Source organism: Ruegeria sp. BHSB064 (assembly GCF_059613205.1).
Genome location: NZ_JBXWSB010000056.1, coordinates 1 through 21,716, shown reverse-complemented (window position 1 = coordinate 21,716; position 21,716 = coordinate 1). Strand labels below are relative to the sequence as shown.

At 56.3% G+C, this 21,716-nt stretch carries 20 protein-coding genes and 1 tRNA gene; 13 read left to right on the top strand and 8 right to left on the bottom strand.

Annotated features, from left to right (window positions below; all coding sequences use genetic code 11):
* Positions 1–14: 14 nt before the first annotated feature.
* Positions 15–674, bottom strand: coding sequence for a hypothetical protein (locus AC2FNU_RS14010; RefSeq protein ID WP_496789441.1), 660 nt, complete (start codon positions 672–674; stop codon positions 15–17).
* Positions 675–785: 111 nt separating this feature from the next.
* Positions 786–2,441 carry a sulfatase-like hydrolase/transferase gene (locus tag AC2FNU_RS14005; protein WP_496789438.1) on the bottom strand — a complete coding sequence of 552 codons (1,656 nt, stop codon included), beginning with the start codon at positions 2,439–2,441 and terminating at the stop codon, positions 786–788.
* Between the two features lie 268 nt (positions 2,442–2,709).
* On the opposite strand from AC2FNU_RS14005, the gene AC2FNU_RS14000 reads away from it, so the two are divergent.
* Positions 2,710–3,690, top strand: coding sequence for a helix-turn-helix domain-containing protein (locus AC2FNU_RS14000; RefSeq protein WP_496789436.1), 981 nt, complete (start codon positions 2,710–2,712; stop codon positions 3,688–3,690).
* Between the two features lie 295 nt (positions 3,691–3,985).
* On the opposite strand, the gene AC2FNU_RS13995 is transcribed toward AC2FNU_RS14000, so the two are convergent.
* From AC2FNU_RS13995 to AC2FNU_RS13975, 5 genes are all read right to left on the bottom strand, one after another.
* A complete protein-coding gene (locus AC2FNU_RS13995) occupies positions 3,986–6,214 on the bottom strand; it encodes a HEAT repeat domain-containing protein (protein ID WP_496789433.1) in 2,229 nt (742 codons plus the stop codon).
* A gap of 485 nt (positions 6,215–6,699) precedes the next feature.
* A tRNA-Arg gene (locus AC2FNU_RS13990) sits at positions 6,700–6,776 on the bottom strand.
* A 64-nt stretch (positions 6,777–6,840) separates the two neighbouring features.
* Entirely contained in the window at positions 6,841–8,226 is a 1,386-nt protein-coding gene (locus tag AC2FNU_RS13985) for an ATP-binding protein (RefSeq protein WP_496789472.1), read from the bottom strand.
* 15 nt (positions 8,227–8,241) lie between these two features.
* Complete coding sequence (locus tag AC2FNU_RS13980) at positions 8,242–9,660, bottom strand: dihydrolipoyl dehydrogenase family protein (RefSeq protein WP_496789430.1); 1,419 nt, start codon at positions 9,658–9,660, stop codon at positions 8,242–8,244.
* Between the two features lie 3 nt (positions 9,661–9,663).
* Entirely contained in the window at positions 9,664–10,395 is a 732-nt protein-coding gene (locus AC2FNU_RS13975) for a TVP38/TMEM64 family protein (RefSeq protein WP_496789470.1), read from the bottom strand.
* 296 nt (positions 10,396–10,691) lie between these two features.
* Between AC2FNU_RS13975 and rpmH the strand changes: the two genes are divergently transcribed.
* From rpmH to AC2FNU_RS13915, 12 genes are all read left to right on the top strand, one after another.
* A complete protein-coding gene (gene rpmH, locus AC2FNU_RS13970) occupies positions 10,692–10,826 on the top strand; it encodes a 50S ribosomal protein L34 (RefSeq protein ID WP_005980833.1) in 135 nt (44 codons plus the stop codon).
* 25 nt (positions 10,827–10,851) lie between these two features.
* A complete protein-coding gene (rnpA, locus tag AC2FNU_RS13965; protein WP_496789426.1) occupies positions 10,852–11,277 on the top strand; it encodes a ribonuclease P protein component in 426 nt (141 codons plus the stop codon).
* On the top strand, positions 11,274–11,519 hold the full coding sequence (gene yidD / locus AC2FNU_RS13960) for a membrane protein insertion efficiency factor YidD (protein ID WP_496789424.1): 246 nt from the start codon (positions 11,274–11,276) through the stop codon (positions 11,517–11,519). Before rnpA ends, yidD begins: the two co-directional genes overlap by 4 nt.
* Before the next feature lie 67 nt (positions 11,520–11,586).
* The gene (locus AC2FNU_RS13955; protein WP_496789469.1) at positions 11,587–13,203 is read left to right on the top strand and encodes an acyl-CoA dehydrogenase family protein; all 1,617 of its coding nucleotides are present in this window, start codon (positions 11,587–11,589) and stop codon (positions 13,201–13,203) included.
* 43 nt (positions 13,204–13,246) lie between these two features.
* Positions 13,247–14,140: a tRNA 2-thiocytidine(32) synthetase TtcA gene (gene ttcA, locus AC2FNU_RS13950; protein ID WP_496789418.1), complete on the top strand. Its 894-nt coding sequence runs from the start codon at positions 13,247–13,249 to the stop codon at positions 14,138–14,140.
* A gap of 65 nt (positions 14,141–14,205) precedes the next feature.
* Positions 14,206–15,741 carry a putative bifunctional diguanylate cyclase/phosphodiesterase gene (locus AC2FNU_RS13945; RefSeq protein WP_496789466.1) on the top strand — a complete coding sequence of 512 codons (1,536 nt, stop codon included), beginning with the start codon at positions 14,206–14,208 and terminating at the stop codon, positions 15,739–15,741.
* Between the two features lie 126 nt (positions 15,742–15,867).
* A complete protein-coding gene (yidC, locus tag AC2FNU_RS13940; RefSeq protein WP_496789413.1) occupies positions 15,868–17,670 on the top strand; it encodes a membrane protein insertase YidC in 1,803 nt (600 codons plus the stop codon).
* A complete protein-coding gene (locus tag AC2FNU_RS13935; RefSeq protein WP_496789411.1) occupies positions 17,667–18,404 on the top strand; it encodes an MOSC domain-containing protein in 738 nt (245 codons plus the stop codon). Before yidC ends, AC2FNU_RS13935 begins: the two co-directional genes overlap by 4 nt.
* Positions 18,401–19,054 (top strand): ribosome biogenesis GTP-binding protein YihA/YsxC, encoded by a 654-nt coding sequence (yihA, locus tag AC2FNU_RS13930; protein WP_496789408.1) that lies wholly within the window; start codon positions 18,401–18,403, stop codon positions 19,052–19,054. Before AC2FNU_RS13935 ends, yihA begins: the two co-directional genes overlap by 4 nt.
* Positions 19,055–19,114: 60 nt before the next feature.
* Positions 19,115–19,978: an acetylglutamate kinase gene (gene argB / locus AC2FNU_RS13925; protein ID WP_496789406.1), complete on the top strand. Its 864-nt coding sequence runs from the start codon at positions 19,115–19,117 to the stop codon at positions 19,976–19,978.
* Positions 19,979–20,000: 22 nt separating this feature from the next.
* Positions 20,001–20,687 (top strand): ferredoxin, encoded by a 687-nt coding sequence (locus AC2FNU_RS13920; RefSeq protein ID WP_496789404.1) that lies wholly within the window; start codon positions 20,001–20,003, stop codon positions 20,685–20,687.
* The gene (locus AC2FNU_RS13915) at positions 20,684–21,181 is read left to right on the top strand and encodes a SixA phosphatase family protein (RefSeq protein ID WP_496789400.1); all 498 of its coding nucleotides are present in this window, start codon (positions 20,684–20,686) and stop codon (positions 21,179–21,181) included. Before AC2FNU_RS13920 ends, AC2FNU_RS13915 begins: the two co-directional genes overlap by 4 nt.
* Before the next feature lie 44 nt (positions 21,182–21,225).
* On the opposite strand, the gene AC2FNU_RS13910 is transcribed toward AC2FNU_RS13915, so the two are convergent.
* Positions 21,226–21,716: amino acid ABC transporter ATP-binding protein (locus tag AC2FNU_RS13910; protein WP_496789398.1), on the bottom strand; the 491-nt coding region annotated here is incomplete at its 5' end.

Here is a 21,716-nt window from a genome sequence, read left to right as displayed (position 1 = left end):
AGGTCTGAGATCGGCTAAGAATCTCCGATATTCCAATCGAGGTACCGATAGCCCAGCACGAGATCCCAGCTGTTAATTCTGTAGTTTGCTGCCAGACTGATCTGGGTTGTCAGTTCACTGTCGCCAGAGCCAATATCGGCATAGTATGACATCCCCCAACGGTCGGTGAACTGACGCGTACCGCGAAAACCGATGACGGCGTCCCAGTTGTTGATTTTGCCCGAAACACGTTGCGATCCCCCAGCGACTGCAATGTTGACGGTGTTCTCCAGGCTTAAGCTTCGTATTCCGCCCAATATCGAAAAGCGCGCTTCTTGTGTTTCGATCAGGTCGTAGCCAACCGAGCCCGTGAACACCGTTCCCTTTACATCGACGCCTCCGGACACGGGGATGCCAAGACCAGCGGTTGTAGATTGGTCATTGCCCATATTCAGATACAAACCATCAACAAAGACCGAGAGCTTTCCGCGCCGCGCTTCCACCGCGCCCATCAAGCCAAAGTCCAGGTTGTCCAACATCTCGCTGAAACTGATGTCGATGCTGGTTCCCGTTGTTGTTTCACCTCTCAAGGCTGGTCCCCAAAGATAAAGGTAGCCGGTGAAATCCCAGGTAGGGTTTTCCGCATGTGCGGACGGGGCAAACCCGACCCAAAGCGCGCAAGCCAGCGCGGACAATCTCTCCTTATGATTGGCGCAAAAAATAGGGTTCATTTTCGGAGCCTTTGTGGTGGTCTTTGCGCTGAAGCCGGCGCAGCGACTCAAATCCCTGCGCCTGCCTGACTTGTTTTATTGCCAACTTGAGAAGACTTCGCGGGCCAGCTCACTTTCAGGTCGTAGGTTTTCAATCCCTTCATACGGGACACCCTTGCCAAGCGGATTATGGGGGTATTTTTCGATAGTCTTCTGATGTCGCTTCACCATGTCCTGAAACGAAGCGCCGGACCAAAGCGAGTACCCGACCAAGGGATGCTGTTCCCGTGGATCACGGTAGACGTTGAAGACCGGTGCCGCAGCTCCGGGCTGCCCGGGTGCTGGCAAGTGCATCTTGAACTCTTGCTTTACCACCGATCGCAGTACCGGCCCTTCATAGACATAGACGTAGTCGCGGCGGGAATTGCCTTCGCCCTCCAAAAGCAGCGCAGTTTGGTCGATCCCGTCAATGACGCGGTCGCGTGGAATCCGGTCAGTCGCACCTGCAATCCTGGCGAAGGTCGTGAACAGATCCGACACGTGGACAATGTCGCCCGCCGCACTTCCCGCTTCGATTACACCGGGCCATCTGATGAATGCGTTTGTCCGCACCCCGCCTTCCAGATGTTGAGTCTTACCCCCACGGTAGATGAGTTGATTCAGCCCGGATGTGCCCTCGTAATGATACATCAAGCCGTTGTCGGCCATGATCATTACAATTGTGTTGTCCGCTTTGCCGGTTTCTTCCAGCTTGGCCAGAACGTCGCCAATCCACCCGTCGAGCACTTGTAGTTTATCGGCATGAAAGCCACCGTTACGCGATACGGCCTGATCGGGGTAAGCGAAGTTCAGCGGATATAATGGCCAGTATTGTATGAAAAACGGCTCATCGCTGGCTACCAGGCGTTCAAGCTGTTCCAAGGCCTGTTGCTGATACCGAAGGTTCATCTCTTCGTACTTCGCTTGCGTCCATTCCTCGCCCGGCTCCATGTCTACTTCTCGGGCCTGACCTCCGGCGACCGCCTCTACGCCAGTTACGAGGCCATAGGGTTTGAAGCGCTCATCCAACAGGAACTGATTAGACTGGCCGGATGGATGAAAGCCAAGCATATTGTTGGCAACCATCGCATCACGTGTCATCAAGCTGAGTTGGACCTGTTGATGCAAAGGGAAGGCAGCCCAGTCAAAACCTTGGTTGTGCGGATATGCCTGCTCGATATCCCCCTGGTGCCATTTGCCAACATGCGCCGTGTTATAGCCTTCCTCTTTCAGTATTTCGGCAATTGTGACTTCCTCTGAAGAAAGACCTTCGCCAACCAGGGCAACTTTCACTTCTTCTACGCCCGCGCGCACAGGATGTCGGCCTGTCAGCATGGCCGTGCGTGTCGGTGTGCAGGACGGCTCGGTATACATCCGCATCAAAGACATGCCCTGTGAAGCAAAATCATTGATGTTCGGCGTATCAAAGCCGGTGACGTAGTTCATTGTCCGGTCTCCCATCTGACCGAAACTTACGTCGTCAATCAGAATATAGAGGAAGTTGGGCGGCTGACCGCCATTGGCGTCTCGGATCTCGGTCAGTTTTGACTCAATATCCGCGTCCTGCGCGTCCCATTGTTCCCCGAATTGAGCCTGCAAGAAGTTGAATTCGCCATCATGGATGATTGGATCGCTTTGGGCTGCGACTTGTGCGCCTGAAAGTAAAGCTAGCATGACAGACGCTGACGCCAAATGTTTTAGTCTAGTCTTCATTTCCGGTTCTCCTGTTGGAAGCGATTTCTTTCAACGCCTCTGCAATCAGGTCATGGCATTGGGCTGAAAGCGATTGTTCGGATTTGTGCGCCAGTTTCATGAGGCTTTGGTATTCTGGCGGGGTAAGAAAGGTCACAACCCTCTCTGAACGAGCATCAGAGGTGGGCAGGCGAGGCCGCCCCATAGGCGGCTTTGGACCTTTAAGTGACACTTGACTCAGTCCTATTCGAATTTGTTTTCTTTACCGGTAAACTGTCAGGATACCGGAATGGACCACATCAAAAATCGGCCAAACTTGCCTGACGAAGAGAACACCGCAGTTCAGGCGGTGTCTTCTGCGGTGAAACTGGATTTGACACATCCGAATGATCTTGCCGGGATGACACCCTGGGAGCTGGATTTTCGCCAGTTGGACTCAGGTCATTTGGCGACACAGATTACAGTTCGTTCCAGTCTGACGTCTTCTGTGTTGAACATTTCGCTGAGCGGCACCGTGCATCAGCGGGGTGTCTCGCCCGAAGGCTGGAGCACATTTGGTATCGCACGTCAGGGCACAATCAACTCATGGCAAGGTTGTGAAATGGACGGTGATGCATTCCTGACCTTTGGAAACAATGATGGTTTTGACGGTGTGTCTACGGACAGATTTTTTGGCAACGTAGTTTCGTTCAACACCCGTCGTTTCCAAAGACTTGCGCAGTCTTGCGGATACACACTGGCAACCGATGACCCGGCCGTTAGATTGCTTCTTTCCGAAGACAATGCGCGCAGAATGGACAGGTTGGAACGCGATATTGCGCATTTGTTGGAAAATCCTGAACAGCCTTGGACGGAAGACGTTGACGAAGCGCTGATGCTTGAAGTTGCGACGCTCGTGACAAACAGCGAAGCCCATCAAGACAAAAGTACAGCGCAAACAAGACGCCGGGCGCTCAACCGGGCAATTGAAGTCATGAGCGCAAATTTGGAGGAGCCCGTGTCAATCGAAGACCTGTGCACCGAAAGCGGAGCGTCACTGCGCACACTAAACCGAGCGTTCAAAGAGCGTTTCGGACAAAGTCCAAAAGCCTATTACATGAGGCTGCGATTGAACAACGTCAGAGAAGCATTGCTCAAAGGGTCACTCTCATTAGGTGTCGCCACAGTCGCCAACACCTACGGGTTTTGGCACATGGGTCAATTCGCGCGAGACTATCGTTTGTTCTTTGGTGAATTGCCGTCAGAAACTTTGAAGACGCGAGACACCTGAACGGGCTTGAACCGTGTGAAGCGGGAATTGCAACTTCAAACCGAGTTGCCCGATGCCACAAGCGGCAAGAACCAGCAGACTGGTTGCGCAGGTATTCGGCCTGTTCCGCAAGCAACGACGCCGGATTTTCCAGTGCCTTCGCGCAAGCGTCACGATGACCTTGGGCCACTCAATTGGGGAGGCTCAGGGCCAGTGAACCCGAACTTGGTTTGTCTGTACTATCTTACTCCACGTAAAACCGTCTTGTGGCTTAACGGTCCCGGCTACGTTGGTGAGCTCTGAATCGAATTGGTTTTCATTGCTCTTTCGAATTCCCGCGAATTTGTTCAATAGATCGCGCGGCGAAGCTGCCTGAGAGTGACTCATCCACCATTGCCTCCAAAGCAGAAAGCGCAGGAGATGCCTCTGGCCCAACCTCACCCAGTGCAATGGCCGCTTCCTTTCTTACAAAAACTGACGGACTGCCCAACAATTGCATAAGCTCGGGAACTGCGGGGGCCGCTTGCGACCCAAACAGTGCCAACGATTGCGCGGCAACCCGTTGTTCATTGGCATCCCCGCGCGACAAGTCGGCGATCAGACTGGCGACAGTAGTGGCCGGAGGAAGAGCAGCCAGCCGGAGGCCCTTGTTGATCCGATTGTTTAAATACCGATGCTCGCCAACCCAACGGACGATAAAGAAATACTCTCGGACGACTTCTTGAAGCGCGCCAGCATGTTCTCCTTTTTGCCATTGATCGATCATCGCCCGCGCCGCGCGACGATTACCATTCAGCGCCAGCACTGAAGCCGCAAAGGGCATAAGTTCAATCGCTTCCGGGTTTCTGTCCAGCTCCTGCAAGATTGCTGCCTCTGCGTTCGCCAAATCATTCATTGCAAAAAACGCGGCACCTTCGAACAGGGCATAATGGCTGGGATAGGCCGGATCCAGACGCATCGCAGCTTGTACAAAGGCAAGACCTTCTTCAGGCTCGCCGTCAGCAATCAGAGCCCATCCCATCGTCAGATGTGCTTCGGGGTCGCTGGGTTGCAGGGCGATGGCTTTGGCTGCCTCTTGTCTGGCCTCGTCCGTTCCACGGCTGAGACCTGCGGCGCCATCCCAATCTGGAAGGTTAAGGCTCACTATTGCCCTAATAACATGGATCAACGCTGTGTCCTGCTGTGTAACCTCACGGTAGTACTTGTAGAACAGGCCAATATGCATCTGCTCGCCCGTGTCAGCGAAGCCTTTCCAGTGGTGGAAAATGTGCGGTCGTAGATGGGCCAAAGCAAGAGTTGCCCAAGCGCGACCGTAATCTGGATCCAGCTCAACGGCCTTTTCAAAGTGTGGGATCGCAGCAAGGTTATCTTGCTCATTAAAGCGCGAGTATAGTTCCCAACCCTGTTGAAAGGCTTCACGCGCCTCGACAGTATCGGTTTCAACGTTTTCAATTGCATTTCGCTTTGTCGTATCGAGCGGAACGTCCAATTCCTTTGCTATTTCCAGTACGATAGTGTTCTGAACATCAAATATATCACCGACTTCTCCGTCGAACCGTTCCGCCCATATCAGTCTGCCGTTCAAAGTATCTGTCAGACGTATGTTGATACGAAACCCTGTATCGGTGCTTCTGAGACTTCCATCAACGACGTATCGCACCCCCAGTTTCTCGGCAAAGCCTGCGATATCTATCTCACTGTCCTGGTAGGTGAATGACGTATTGCCTGCTATGACGAACAGCCCCGAAATGCGGGACAAATCGGTGATCAAGTCTTCGGAAAATCCGTCGATCAACACCTTGTTCGAAGCATTATTGGTAAAATTCGCGATCGGCAGTACAGCAATTGAAGGTACATCAGGTAAGGGGAAGACCCTTTGCGCCTCTGAGGCGCGCAATTGGCCCACATCCCTTTTGTTTTCCCAGACCAGTCCGATTGCCGCTAAACATGCAATGGCAGCTACCAACTTCAGCGTGACGGCTAGCCTTTTTTTATTGGGCTTTGTGGATGGAGGCGACGCACCTGTCTCAACGCGGTATGCCTCGATTGGTTCGGCAATGTTTTTGACTTTTTGAAGACCGATCGGGGTGAAGCTGAATGGTACCTTGTTCCGGACGTATCCGACGACGGATTGCGAAACTATAATACCGCCGGGATCTGCCAGAGCCTCGAGGCGTGCTGCAACGTTGACGCCGTCTCCCAAGATGTCTTCGCCATTCGATATGATGTCACCGACATTTAACCCAATCCGAAAAGTGATTGCGCGTTCGGGATCAATGCTGGAATTTTTTTTGATGAGTTCAGATTGAATCTCAACTGCCGCGCGTACTGCATCGACCGCACTTTGGAACTCGATCAAAAAACTATCGCCTGCTGTGTTCGCTATGCGCCCAGACGACTTTGATATTATTGGTTCGACAACTTCTTTGCGGAGCCGTCGAAATTGAGCGACCGTCCCTTCTTCGTCTACGCTTACCAGCTTTGAATAGCCTGCAACATCGGCGGCTAGGATCGCTGCTAATCGACGATTTGGTCGGCTCTCCATGATTTCCTAGACTAACAGCAGGAAATTTTGCTGGGAAATGATTTCGTGCCGTAAAAATTGCCAATGCATTGCTTAGGCCGAAATGGCTTTCTCAACGGTCCCTCGTCGTAAATGGAATGCCTCTTTTGCCCTGCGTGGTGACGTACGAGGGTCCGGATTTCACGACCACAGGCGGCGTCGTTATGTATGCATCGGAAACTTGCCCAAGATCAAGCGACGGCCTGCCAAAACGCTTTCGCGCGTCCGGCACGGTCAGAGTGACCAATAACTTCGGCGCAATCCCCAAAGCCGTTTCCTCTTTTGGCCGGCCTTCGCTTCATTTCCCAGCTTTGCTCGGCGTCTGATCTGCAAATCAGCCCTGATTTTCCCAAAAGGAAGTCAGGATCAATAAAATCGGTTTAGGTGCTGGATGAAGGAAGTGAGGCGAAATGGCAAGGTTCTGTCGCTGGGTGCAGAACTATGTGTCGCCCGACACAATCACCAAGTGGCGGACCGAGGAGGATTCGAACCCCCGACCCCTTGATTCGTAGTCAAGTACTCTATCCAGCTGAGCTATCGGTCCGCGTTGGTGAAGCGGTGTTTAGACCTGCCGCCTCAGACGTGCAAGTCGATTCTTCAAAAATTTTTCAAAAAGTCATGTCGCCACGTGGAAGGCTTATTTCGAACACTGTTCCTTCGGGTCCGGTGTGTTTCAAAGTCAGGTCTCCACCATGTCCGCGCACAAGTTCCTGGGAAATCGCCAGCCCCAAACCCGAACCGCCCTTTCGAACTCCGCCCTGGAATGGTGTAAACAGGTTTTCGCGCGCTTTTGGTGGAAGCCCCGGGCCTGTATCGCTGATTTCAATGCACCACGTGTCTCCATATTCGCAGCCAGCAATTGTAACGCGTCCGGGTTTGGCAGATGCCACCAATGCCTGACGCGCGTTGCGTACGAGGTTCATGATGACCCGGAACAATTGTTCGGGATCTGCACGGACAATCAGGTCTTCTGGCACTTCGTTTACGATTTCAACGCAGGCATCGGCGACGGCAAGCTGCTCGCTGGCTGCCACATCTGCAGCCAGCGTCCGCACAGGAACCATCGTCAAGGTGGGCGCGGGTTCTTCCGCGCGCCCAAAGGCCAGCGTGCTTTCACACAGCGACACAGCGCGCGTGATAGAGTTCACCAGTTTCGGTGCCATCCGGCGAACCAAGGGATCGTCGCTGGATTCGATCCTGTCGGTGAACAGCTGTGCCGACGTTAATATGTTACGCAGATCGTGACTGACTTTGGCCACCGCCCCACCCAGTTGTGCCAGCCTTTCGCGCTGTCGCAGCGCCTGTGTCAGGTCCGTCTGCAGCATTTTCAAAGCCTCTTCGGCCTCGCGCAGTTCCGTCACCTTCGAGTTTGGCGAGATAATGCCCCGCGCGTCTTCGGGCGCGCTGGCATAGCGCTGCATGTATCCCACAACGCTTTTGATCGGACGAACAAGAACCACACGTACCGCAAGAAACAACAGTGAAGCTGTGATGATCGAAATGACAAAAGACAGACCCAGAATGCGAAGCCCGTAATCCACCATCGCCATGCGCAAAGGGGCGCTGTCCGTGGTGACCTCGATCAACAGCCCTGCGTCTTTGACGGGTTCGCCAATCACTCGAATGATTTCATTTTCGGGCGTGACAATCCGGCTTATGGCATCACGGATCAGAACCCAGGGGCCCGCATCGCGCAGATCGAATGTCTTGGCAATGGAGTCCGGAATCGGTGAAGACAACATAAGCTGTCGAACTTCGTCCCGACGCAGCACGACGTTATAAACACCGGCATTCGCCAGCAGTTCCGCCTCGAGGTCCTCGGCCAGCATATCGTCTGCAAGCAAGGCGAGCGAGGCAATCTGGGCGCGCTCCAGTCGGTTCAGCAGAAAATCCTCGCGGAACCGAGCGATAGACGGGACAAAAATCAGGACTTCGGCCAACATGACGAAGACCGTCGTCAGGATCAGAAATCGGCCCGACAGCGAGTTCAAAATGCGCCCCTCCTCAGGTCAGGGAATCCAGCGCTGGACGAACCTGACCACTCGTTTAACTGTCTGATTCTCAAACAGCCTTGGCGTGAAATAAGCACCCGCAACGCGTTTGTTAAGCTCTCCGATCGTCGGATAAGGCGAAACCATCGCGGCGATCTGCCCCATCTTCAGGTTATTGGCCAATGCCAGCGACCACAAGTTGATCAACTCGCCTGCCTGATGGCCAACAATTGTGGCCCCGACAGGTCGGCCTTTGACAACCATAACTTTGATGAAGCCCTTTGTTTTACGCTCGGATATGGCCCGGTCGTTATGGTGATAGTCAAAGCGGGCAACTTCCAACCTGTCACCGTGCTGGTCGCGGGCCTGCGCTTCGGTCATACCGACCTGCGCCAGTTCCGGATCGGTATAGGTCGCCCAGGGGATATGCGCGGTTTTGGCTTTGGACGGCAGGCCAAACAACGCCGAGCGAATAATGATACCCGCGTGATACCCGGCCACATGTGTGAACTGCAGCCCACCCGCAACATCACCGATGGCATAGACCTTGCGGTTTGTCGTCCTCAGGGCCTCATCGGTTTTGATGCCGGTCCGGGTGCGCTCAATTCCTGCCACCTCCAGGTTCAGGCTTTCAACATTGGCTTTTCGTCCGGCCGCAATCAAAAGGTGAGTGCCCCGGTGAATCTCACCGTTCTCGGTCACGACCTCTACTGTGCCTTCGCTGCCCCGGATTTGCGCCACCATGGCGTCTTCGTGGATGTCGACGCCCTCATTGCGCAACGTCTCCAACACCAGCGAGGCGGCTTCGAGGTCGTCTTTGCCCAACGCCTTCTGGCCTTCGATGACCGTGACTTTGCTTCCGAGACGTCGATGGGCCTGCGCCATTTCCACACCAATCGGTCCACCACCGATGATCAGTAGGTGATCCGGTCGTTCGCGCAGATCAAAAATGGTTTCATTCGTATAGTAAGGAACCGTGTCCAGCCCCGGGATTGGCGGCACCAAGGGCGAAGATCCGGTCGCAATCACGATTCGGCGCGCAGAGATCACGTAATCGCCGGCCTGTACTTGGTTAGAAGAGATAAAGGCACCGTATTCGCGGATCACCTTGACGCCAAATCCTTCGAACCGTTCCTGGCTGTCCATCGGCTCAATCTGGGCGATGACGTCATGCACGTGATCCTTGGCCGCCGCATAGTCGATCTGAGGGGACGCATCCGCGACCCCGAATACTTCGGAATGCGCCTGACCATAAGCGACCTTCCCACTTGCGATCAGCGCCTTGGACGGGACGCAGCCGAAGTTCAGGCAATCTCCGCCCATCTTGTGCCCTTCCAGCAGGACCACATCCGCGCCCATCTGGCTGGCCCCTGCCGCAACCGACAGCCCGCCGGACCCGGCCCCAATGACCAGGAGGTCTGTTTTCAGTTCGGTCATGGCTTAGCTGTCCTTATTTGCACGCAAGGCTTTGATAACGATGGGCAAAGCGGCCAGAACGCACAAGCCGATAATTGGCCCGATTACGAACGGCTCCCACAATAACGACACATCCGGGGTTTCACCGCGGTCGAACACACCGCCAAGCCCCACACCAATCCACGTGTAGACTATCCCGCCCGGAATAATGCCCAGCGCCGTGGTAATCAGGAAGTTGCGGAACTTTACGCCAACCAGAGCAGGCACCAGATTGGCCACAAAGAACGGAACAACCGGCACCAACCGCAACAGGAACAGGACCGAGATCTCGTTCTCGCGCAGACCGTCTTTCAGTTTCTTGACCGTCCCTTCCGAAGATTCCAACCGGGCGGTCAGCGACTCACCCAACCCCCAGCGTGCAGCCAGAAAAATCGCTGAGGCTCCGATAGTCGCTGCCACAACGTTGAAAATCGTGCCCGCAAACAGGCCAAACAGGAACCCACCCGTCATCGACGCCACCGCTGCCCCCGGCAACGAGAACGCAACTATGACGATGTAAATGGCGACAAAGGCAGCCACCATGACCCAATAGTGACCGTCCCGCCAAGCCAGCAAAGCCTCGCGATTGTCGCGCAGGGTTTCAAAGCTCAGGTAATCGCCAAGCGTGAAAAACCCCGCGATGGCAACAACAAGGATAACCAGAAATGGAATATGGCGCGCAAACCCGCTGCGCGGTGCCTGGCTTGTTTCGGACATAAGGTTTTCCGGTTCATTCTGCTTCATCTTGTGCTCAAGATGCGCTGCCGGGCGGTCCAGCAACAGGGGGATCACGGGGCCTTGATCTTTGTGGCCCCGAATGTGAGAGATTCCTTCGATATTTGGGTGTTTTGAAATCTTTTCGCCGCTGCGGTTACAGAATTGTTGCAAAACGCGCGAAAACCCCGCTGTTGGGGTTTGACTTACCCCTCGCTTAGCAGTAGAGGACGGGCTTCGAACACTAGGGCCAGGCGAATCCGCGCCGCACCCGACCGCTATAGATTGGAGACGGAGCGATGAAACGCACCTATCAGCCTTCGAACCTGGTTCGCAAACGCCGCCACGGTTTCCGCGCGCGCATGGCCACCAAGGCCGGCCGCAAGATCCTGAATGCACGCCGCGCACGCGGCCGCAAGTCGCTGAGCGCGTAAACCGCTCACCGATCAGGTTATGAACATGACGCCGCCGGAGGCCCCTGTGGATGGTAAACACCACCCCGGGAACACGCCCCCGGCGGCGTCCGTTTGTGCGCCGCTGTCTTTGACGGTTCTCAAAAACCGATCAGATTTCCTGAAAGCTGCACGAGCGCGGCGGCAAGGCACATCTTCCATGATGGTGCAGGCCCGCAAACGTGCGCCCGACGAAGCCTGCGGCATTCGCGTTGGTTTCACCTGCTCTAAGAAAGTCGGCAATGCAGTCGCGCGCAACCGAGCAAAGCGCCGCCTGCGCGAAGCTGCGCGAGCCATTTTGCCCGAGGCGGGCCGCGATGGGTGGGATTACGTTCTGATCGGCCGCGCCGAGGTCACGGCCAGTCGCCCCTACGACGCACTGTTGGGTGACTTGCGCTATGCATTGCGCAAGGTACATGCTTCGGGCAAATGACCCTTCTGTCACATATCGTCGCCCTGCCCGTTCGGGCGTATCGGCTGATCTTTAGCCCTTGGGTCGGGTTCAACTGCCGCTATCAGCCAACATGTTCAGCCTATGCGCTTGAAGCGCTTGAGAAACACGGGGCGGTCAAAGGATCCTATCTGGCGGCGCGTCGAATTTGCCGCTGCCATCCATGGGGGGGCGATGGCTACGACCCCGTGCCCGACTGCAAACAACACGAGCGTTCATCCTGACCCCTCGTCAGACTTGACCGCTGCGCCCGGTGCCGGAACAGTTGGATCCGTACAACCCGAGGTCCGGATGCCATCCCACGCGCGCCATAGTCTGCCGACCCACGATGTCCTGAATCAGCCGCCTGTGCGCGGTGATACCGATCTGTGGTCATCTGACCCGGTCTTGCAAAGCGTCGCGATCGCATCGGGTGCGCGCGGTGCGGACTTGGCAGCTTATGGAAAATCGCTGGGAACCGAAAAAACGCGGGGCTTGGGCCGCGATGCCAATCGGCACCCCCCTGAACTTTGGCTTTTCGATCAGGGCGGTCGACGTTTGGATGAAGTGCGGTTTCACCCCGCGTATCACCAGATGATGCAGATAAGCCAATCCGCCGGATACGCAGCTCTGGCCTGGGACGGACAGTCCGGCGGCCATGCGACCCACGCGGCGATGGTCTATTTGGCTGGACAGGTCGAACCCGGGCATTGTTGCCCTTTGACGATGACCTATGCGGCGGTTCCAGCACTCGCCGTCAACGAGCAGATCGCTTCTGTCTGGGCTCCACGGTTGACGGCGCGGAACTACGACCCTTCAACGCGCCCTATCGCCGAAAAATCCAGCGCAACGCTGGGCATGGCCATGACCGAAAAACAGGGCGGCTCGGATGTGCGGGCCAATACGACCGTGGCGACACGCGACGGGGATCATTGGCGGCTGCGGGGGCATAAATGGTTCTGTTCGGCTCCGATGTCAGACGGGTTTCTGACCCTCGCACAGGCCCCCGGTGGTTTGACGTGTTTTCTGTTGCCCCGATGGCTGGAGGGGGAACGTAACGCGATCCATCTGATGCGGTTGAAAGACAAGCTGGGCAACAAATCCAACGCATCTGCGGAAATCGAATACCACGACGCTCTGGCCTATCAGTTGGGGGGCGAAGGTGCGGGCGTGCGCACCATATTGGAAATGGTGCACCACACGAGGCTCGATACTGCAATGGCTCCGGCAGGGCTGATGCGTGCCGCGCTTGGCGAAGCGCATCACTGGGTGACGCATCGCAGCGCATTTCAACGCCGATTGATTGATCAACCGCTGATGCGCGCCGTGCTGGCTGATCTTGTACTCGACTGGGAAGGCGCCCTGACCCTGGGGATGCGCGTCGCCGAAGCCTTTGACGGCAAACGGCCCGAAGACAAAGCCTTTGCTCGGATCGCTGTCGCTTTGGCAAAGTTTATCAACAACAAACGCTGCCCTGTCGTTGTCGTCGAGGCGATGGAGGTGCTGGGCGGCATGGGATATGTCGAAGACACACCGTTGCCGTTGATCTACCGCGAGGCACCTCTGAACAGCATTTGGGAGGGGTCAGGTAACGTAATTTGCCTGGATATCCTGAGGACACTGGCACGCGAGCCGTTGGCTGCCGAGGCTTTGCAGGCAGAACTGGACACTGCGACGGGCGTCGACAGGGGCTTTGATGCGGCTCTGACCGCACATCACAGCCGCTGGCCTGGATTGCCGCCCGAAGCTGAGGCACGCTGGTACGTTGAACACACGGCCTTGCTGTTGACGGCGGCACAACTGCTGCGTCACGCACCGGGTGCCGTCGCGGACGGCTTCATTGCCACGCGTTTGAACGGGCAGAGTGGTCGCACTCCTGGCGCAGTTGCCGGGTTGGACACTGACGCATTGCTGGCCCGCCTCGGCTGATCCGCCACTTGCCCGGTTGCGCCTTCTGCTGTAGGGGCAGCGCATGTTTGATGATGCAGACGATATCCACCCGCTGTTTGCTGGCGCGCCTTCGACCACCGAGTTCAAGAAGCTGCGCAAACGCATCGTGCGCCAAACCCGTGAAGCGATCGAGCAATACGGGATGGTGGATCCGTCCGCACATGACAAGGATGGCAAACCCCCGCGCTGGCTGGTCTGCCTGTCGGGCGGCAAGGACAGTTACACGCTGCTGGCCGTTCTTTACGAACTCAAATGGCGTGGCTTGCTGCCCGTCGACCTGCTGGCGTGCAATCTGGATCAGGGCCAACCCGGCTTTCCCGCGACAGTCCTGCCAGAGTTTTTGGATCGCATGGGTGTGCCACACCGGATCGAGTATCAGGACACGTATTCCGTTGTGATGGACAAGGTTCCGCAGGGACGAACCTATTGCGCGCTGTGCTCACGCCTGCGTCGCGGCAACTTGTATCGCATTGCGCGGGAGGAAGGATGTTCCGCTGTCGTACTGGGCCATCATCGCGACGACATTCTTGAGACATTCTTCATGAACCTTTTCCATGGCGGTCGTCTGGCCACCATGCCGCCAAAGCTGGTGAATGAAGAGGGGGATCTGTTTGTCTTCCGCCCGCTTGCCCATGTCGCGGAAGCCGATTGCGAGAAATTCGCCAACGCAATGCAATACCCGATCATTCCCTGCGACCTGTGCGGCAGTCAGGACGGGCTGCAGCGCCAGCAGGTGAAACAGATTCTCGACCAATGGGAAAAGAACAGCCCCGGTCGGCGTCAGGTTATGTTCCGTGCGTTAACAAATGCGCGTCCCTCGCATCTTTTGGACGCAAAACTGTTTGATTTCATTAATCTTTCAATAAACTCTGACGAAAAAACCTCAATCGCAGATGAGATTCCGCAGCTGCGTTAACGACTAACTCAGACTGGTTTCCTAGGCTCAGTGGCGTGTCATTTATGCCCAAGGCCCAAAGCACGATGCGGAACCACTCTACTTTCGACCGTTTCTTTCAATCATTGAAAACCGTTCTGAACGGTCCATCTGCACTTGCGTTTATCCCGGCACTCAGTTTGGGCGCGTTCTGGCTTGTGGGCGAACGTGCCTTGGTTTTGGTCGCATTGGGCATGCCCTTGGCCATAGCCGGGTTCACGGCGTTTTCGAACGCCCAGTCCTGTCCGCGACGCGGGGTCGCAGTTGGGCTTTTGTCAAACGATCACTTCGCGTCAGCGCTGACAGAGGTGTTTTCCGAAGCCCGTCGCACCGGCGAAGATTCTGCGTGTTTTGCAGTGGTTCTGGATGATTACACAGCGTTGCTTGATCTTCACGGGCAGGCCGCCGCGAACCATGTCGCGCAGCAATTTTACGCGCGTGTCATGTCCATGATCCGCACCAGCGACTGTGCGACGCACATTGGTGAAAACAAGATGATGGTGGTTATGCGCCCTGCGCGGCAACTGGATCTTGAGGCATGCATCCAAATGTCAGGTCGAATGCAATCGGCCATCGAAGAACCAATCATGCTAAATGGCACGGGCGTCTACATGTCCTGCTCGATCGGGTTCTGCCTGAGCAGCAGTTTTCCGGACGGCTCGGCCACGGACTGGCGTGACGGTGCCAACAATGCCCTGCTTGAGGCACAACAAAACGGGCCATCCACGATTCGCGCCTTTTCCTCTGCGACCCGACGGCGCGCACAGATCCGCATCAATCTGCGTAAGGAGTTTGAAACAGCCCTGAGCAGTGGCGAAATTCGCCCATGGTTTCAACCTCAGGTTTCGACCGATACCGGACGTATTTCAGGTTTCGAAGCGCTGGCCCGGTGGGAGCATCCCAAAAAGGGTATTCTTGGACCCAACGTCTTCCTGCCATTTGCCGAACACGCCGATCTAATGGGCAGGTTGGGGCAAACCGTGCGGCACTATGCTTTTTCGGCCCTGCGTGCCTGGGATCAGTCCAATTTGCAGGTACCGCGTATCGGGATCAATTTTTCCTCCGAAGAGCTGCGCGATCCGGGCCTGATCGACCGTTTGAAATGGGAATTGGACCAATTCGACCTGACACCCGACAGGCTGGCTGTCGAAGTGCTTGAAACGGTTTTCTCTCGTCGACCAGATGATGTCATCACCCGCAATGTCAGCGGACTGGCCGCGCTGGGGTGCTGTATTGATTTGGACGATTTTGGAACCGGCCATGCATCGATCGCATCCATCAAGCGGTTCCACGTGTCGCGCATAAAGATCGACCGATCCTTTGTCACCAAAGCCGATCAAGACCCCAGCCAGCAGCAACTGGCCAGTGCCATTCTGACCATGGCTGGACGACTGAATCTGGAAACACTGGCCGAAGGCGTCGAAACACCGGGCGAGCATGCACTCATGGCGCAATTGGGCTGCGATCACGTTCAGGGCTTTGGCATTGGCAAGCCCATGCCCTTCGAAAAAACCACGGACTGGATCACGTCTTATCGCAACAAATTGGCTGGCATGCCCAAAATTGGACGGGAAACAGGTTAAAGAACCCCAAATCGGGGCAAAGAAGACCAGTACGTGACGAAATGACGGGCGATTCCGCTTGACCTTTGGGCCTGCACTCTGTTGAACCCTGCGGGTGTCTTTCACTGCTCAAGGTGGCTGTCCCCGATGGACGATCAGAACAAGAATCTCATCCTCGCAACCGCGCTCAGCTTTCTCGTGATCCTGGTCTGGTTTGTGCTGTTCCCTCCACCGGAACCCACACCTGCGCCGGAACAAGCTGAAATTACCAGCGTCGAAGGCAATGAGGTTCAGACGCCAAGCGCCGCTGACACGAGCACTGCCGCTGAAGCAACCGCGACGGCAACCGAAGCTGAGCCCGAGGCGCAGGCGCCCCGGATCGACATCGACACGCCGCGCCTGACCGGCAGCCTGTCTCTGGCCGGTGGTCGCATCGATGAGCTATCGCTGAAAGACTACAAGGTTTCGCTGGCTGACAATTCTCCGATTGTCGAACTGCTGTCACCGGTGGGGACCGAGTCAGCCTATTACGCGCTTTACGGCTGGGCCCCGGGCACGGGCCTGGGTGGCAATGATGTTCCCGGCCCCAACACCATATGGTCCGTCGAACAGGGCGAAACCCTCGGCGTTGACAGCCCAGTGAGTCTGGTTTGGGAGAACGGCAACGGCCTGACCTTCCGCCGCACGATCTCGGTGGACGAAAACTACATGTTCTCGGTGACTCAATCGGTTGAAAACGCCTCGGACACAGCTGTATCCATGGCGCCCTATGGGATTCTTGCCCGACATGGCATTGGCCCGGATGCCGATATTCCTGACACCAAGAACTTCTTCATCTTGCATGAAGGTTTGATCGGCATGGCTGATGGCACTTTGTCCGAAGTCGACTATGGTGATCTTCAGGATCAATCCGAGACCTTCGAAAACATGAATGAAGGGTGGATTGGATTTACCGATCACTACTGGATGACAACGCTCATTCCTCAACAAGGCTCCGTGTTTACGTCGTCGGCCAAGTTCAACGCGCGCAACGGCGTCTATCAGGCAGACATCAAAAAACCAACGATGACGATCGGTGCTGGGGAAACAGCGCAGGTCACAACACGCCTGTTCGCCGGTGCCAAGGAATGGGAAGCTATCCGCGAGTATCAGTCCGAGGGCGTGCAGAAATTCATCGACAGCATCGACTGGGGCTGGTTCTTCTTCCTGACCAAACCGATCTTCTGGTTGCTGCACAATATCAACCTGCTGATCGGCAACATGGGCTGGTCGATCATCGGCCTGACACTGATCATCAAAGCGATCCTGTTGCCGCTGGCCTTCAAGTCTTACGTCTCAATGGCGAAGATGAAAGAATTGCAGCCGCAGATGGAAGCTCTGAAAGAGGCGGCAGGCGACGACCGCCAAAAGATGCAGCAAGGCATGATGGAGCTGTACAAGAAGGAAAAGGTAAACCCTGCCGCAGGCTGTTTGCCAATCCTGTTGCAGATCCCCATCTTCTTCTCGCTGTATAAGGTGATCTTTGTCACAATCGAACTGCGTCAGGCCCCTTGGTTTGGCCCGTTCCAGGACCTCAGCGCACCAGACCCAACCTCGATCTTCAACTTCTTTGGCTTACTGCCCTGGGCCGCGCCCGCGCCTGAAAGCTTAATGGCGCTGATCTTCATTGGCATCCTGCCTTTGCTGCTGGGTATCTCGATGTGGCTGCAGCAGAAACTGAACCCGGCACCAACTGACGCCACACAAGCGATGATCTTTGCCTGGATGCCGTGGGTCTTCATGTTCATGCTGGGTGGGTTCGCCAGTGGTCTGGTTGTTTACTGGATTGCGAACAACACGATCACGTTCATTCAGCAGTATCTGATCATGCGCAGCCAGGGTTACACCCCGGACGTGTTCGGGAATATCAAGTCCGGCTTCAAGAAGACGCCAAATACGGACAACAAATGAGCGGGACAGTCTCTGACCTCTGGCGTCACCCAATCAAAAGTCACGGGCGTGAAGCCCTGAGCCAAGTCACAGTCATCCCCGGGCAGACCATGCCCGGGGATCGCGTTTGGGCGGTTGCACACGAAGCCGCCAAGACAGATGGATCCGACTGGGCCCCGTGTTCAAATTTCAGCCGCGTCGCAAAAGCACCCGAGTTGGCAGCGATCACGGCCGAGTTGCACGGAGAGCAAGTGACACTCCGCCACCCCAAGCGGTCTGATCTGAAATTTGCCCCGGATACCGAACAAGAGGTTTTCCTGGAATGGGTTAAACCGTTGATGCCCGCCGATCGCGCAGCATCCGCCCGAATTGTCCGGGTTCCAGGACGTGGCATGACGGATAGCGATTTCCCATCTATCAGCCTGTGCAATATGGCATCCCACCGCGCGGTCGAGCAAAAGCTTGATCAATCGCTGTCGACCGTCCGCTGGCGCGGAAACATTTGGTTCGACGGCTTGCCCTTGTGGGAAGAGTTTGACTGGTTGGGGCGCGACGTCCGTGTTGGACAGGCCGTATTCCGCATCCGCGAACGCATTACACGCTGCATGGCCACCACCGCCAACCCCGAGACCGGCGCGCGCGACGCGGATACTCTGAGCGCGCTGAGCAGTTGGGGCCATCAGGATTTCGGTGTTTACGCCGAAGTAATTCAGGGCGGTGAAATCCGCCTGAATGATGAGGTACGCGTGCTATGACTTCGCTTCCGTTTCCACTGGCTGAAGAGCCGGATGACTTTTCCAAAGAACGCGGGCGCAAACTGTTTGCGGGCCCTTCTGAATTTGTCAAAGGCGTGGTCGCCATGAACGGCCTGCCCACCCCCGATCGGTTGGAGGTCTGCTTTGCAGGCCGGTCGAATGTCGGCAAGTCCAGCCTGATCAACGCGCTGACCGGAACAAAGGGTCTGGCGCGTGCCTCAAACACGCCCGGGCGCACGCAGGAAATCAACTATTTCACCCAAGGCCCCGAGCTTTATCTGGTGGACCTGCCCGGCTATGGCTACGCCAATGCCCCTCTGCAGGTGGTGGAGAAGTGGCAAAAACTGCTGAAACAGTATCTCAGCGGTCGCCAGACCTTGCGCCGCGCCTTTGTGCTGATTGATGCGCGCCACGGCGTGAAGCCGGTGGATGCCGAGATCATGAAGCTGCTGGACACCAGCGCCGTGACCTTTCAATGCGTTCTGACCAAGTCCGACAAGGTTAAAGCCAAGGACCGCGAAAAAGTGCTGGACCAAACACGCGCCGCCTTGTCCAAGCATCCCGCAGCTTTCCCCGAAATCGTGCTGACGTCTTCCGAGAAAGGCGACGGTATCGCGACCCTGCGCTCGATCATTGCGCATCTGGAATAGCTTCGCACTTGGCAGGGCCAGGCAAAGGCCCTAACACAGGTCTCCAAAGGGACTTTAGCCATGAAGACACGAGATATGAACCGGGACTGGATCGCCACCGCAGCTACACTCAACAGCGCTCTGCCCTATTTGCAGCGCTATGACGGGGCTATTGTTGTCATCAAGCTGGGCGGTCATGCGATGGGCAGCGATGAGGCGATGGAGAGCTTCGCCCGCGACGTGGTTCTGATGCGTCAGGTTGGGGTCAATCCGGTGGTTGTGCATGGCGGCGGTCCGATGATCAACTCGATGCTGGACAAGCTGGACATCCAGTCTGAGTTTGTGAACGGCAAGCGTGTGACCGACACCGCAACCGTCGAAGTGGTCGAAATGGTTTTGTCCGGGCTGGTGAACAAACGCATCGTGCAAGCGATCAACGATCAGGGCGGGTCGGCAGTTGGACTGTCTGGCAAGGATGCAAACCTGATGGTTTGTGACCAAACCGATGCATCGCTTGGGTTTGTTGGCACCCCTGCTGAAATGAACCCCAAAATCCTGCAAGACCTGTTCTCACATGATGTGATCCCGGTAATTGCTCCTTTGGGCGCAGGTCGCAGTGGTGAAACATTCAACGTCAATGGCGACACGGCGGCAGGTGCAATCGCCTCGGCCCTGAAGGCCGACCGGCTGCTGCTGCTGACAGATGTCTCGGGCGTAAAGAACGCTGCCGGTGATGTTGTGACCGAACTCAAGGCCGGACAGATCCGCGAGATGACCCGTGAAGGCACGATCGCAGGTGGTATGATCCCCAAGACCGAGACTGCCCTGGACGCGCTGCACAGCGGTGTTCGGGCCGTGGTGATCCTGGATGGACGCGCACCAAATGCGGTGTTGCTTGAGCTGTTCACGGAACACGGGGCCGGGTCGCTGATACGGCCGGACTGATCGGTTTGAGGAAGGATGAAATATGGCCAATCTTGTGCAACCTTCCTCTGACCCAAATGCAGCATCCTATGACCACATCGTTGAAGTCGCTCATCGAGAGGGGCTGATCGTCATGGGCGCGTTGCATCCTCGCAAAGTGGATGCCAAACAGCTTGATACCGGCACGCTGGTCCTTCTGGGGGCCGGAAGGGACTTCTGGCCAGTCTTGAAGGCATCCCCCGAATGGGGCAAGCCGGATCCGGTTGACCGTTGGTCGACCAGAGTGATTGGCGGAATAGCCCAGAAACTTGGTGCCGAAGTCTTTTTCCCTTTTGGCGGGCCACCTTATGCCCCTTTCATCGACTGGGCCCTGAAATCCGGGCGCACCTTCAACAGCCCGGTGGGCGCGTTGGTGCACGATACCGTTGGCATGATGATTTCATATCGCGGTGCACTGCATTTTGCCGATGAATTCGATATCCCGCACGCACCGGGGCAATCCCCTTGCGCCACCTGCGACGCGCCCTGTACGCGAGCCTGCCCCGTCGGTGCCCTGAACGCACAAGAGTTCTATGACGTCTCTGCCTGTCACAACCATTTGAATACGCCCCAAGGGCAGACCTGCATGACCGGCGGATGTCTTGCCCGGCTTGCCTGTCCTCTTAGCGCGGGCGCGGGACGTACATCAGAACAGTCAGCCCATCACATGAGGTCGTTCCACCCGTCATGACCCGCACATTGATCCTGACACGCCACGCCAAATCCAGTTGGGACAACCCGATGCTAGATGACCATGCGCGACCGCTGAACAAGCGCGGACGCAAGTCAGCCCCCGCGATAGCCGAATGGCTGCACGCTCATGGATGGATACCGGATGAAGTGCTGAGTTCGACCTCGGCCCGCACCCGTGAAACCTGGGACAGGATGGGGATGACTGCTGAGCATGTCCGTTTTCAGGACGCGCTTTACCTGGCAGGTCCCGAGCAGATGTTACGCCAGTTGTTTGATGCGAAGGGACAGACGGTCTTGATGCTGGGACACAATCCGGGGATTGCCCAGTTTGCGCAGCGGCTGGTTCAGGACGCTCCGGCACATCCACGGTTTCTGGATTATCCGACCTGCGCGACAACCGTCATGGAATTTGACATTGGCGGTTGGGCCGAACTTCAATGGCACAGCGGAAAAGTTCTAGGCTTCGTCATTCCGCGCGAGCTGCTGGAATAAAAAAGGCGGGGCAATACCCCGCCTTCCATTTGGTTTCAGATCGCTTAGTGACCCAGAATCTGGCTGAGGAACAGTTTGGTCCGTTCACTCTGCGGATTGTTGAAGAACTCTTCCGGCTCGTTCTGTTCCACGATCTGGCCCGCATCCATAAAGATCACGCGGTTGGCGACCTGACGGGCAAAGCCCATCTCGTGGGTCACACAGAGCATGGTCATGCCTTCTTCGGCCAGTTCGATCATGGTGTCGAGCACCTCTTTGATCATCTCGGGGTCCAGCGCCGAGGTCGGTTCATCGAACAACATGATACGCGGCATCATGCACAAGCTTCGTGCAATCGCCACACGCTGCTGCTGACCACCCGAAAGCTGGCCGGGGTATTTATCGGCCTGTTCGGGGATTTTTACCTTTTCCAGGAAGTGCATCGCGCGCTCTTCAGCCTCTTTCTTCGGCGTCTTGCGCACCCAGATCGGGGCCAGCGTGCAGTTTTCCAGAATGGTCAGATGCGGGAACAGGTTGAAGTGCTGGAACACCATGC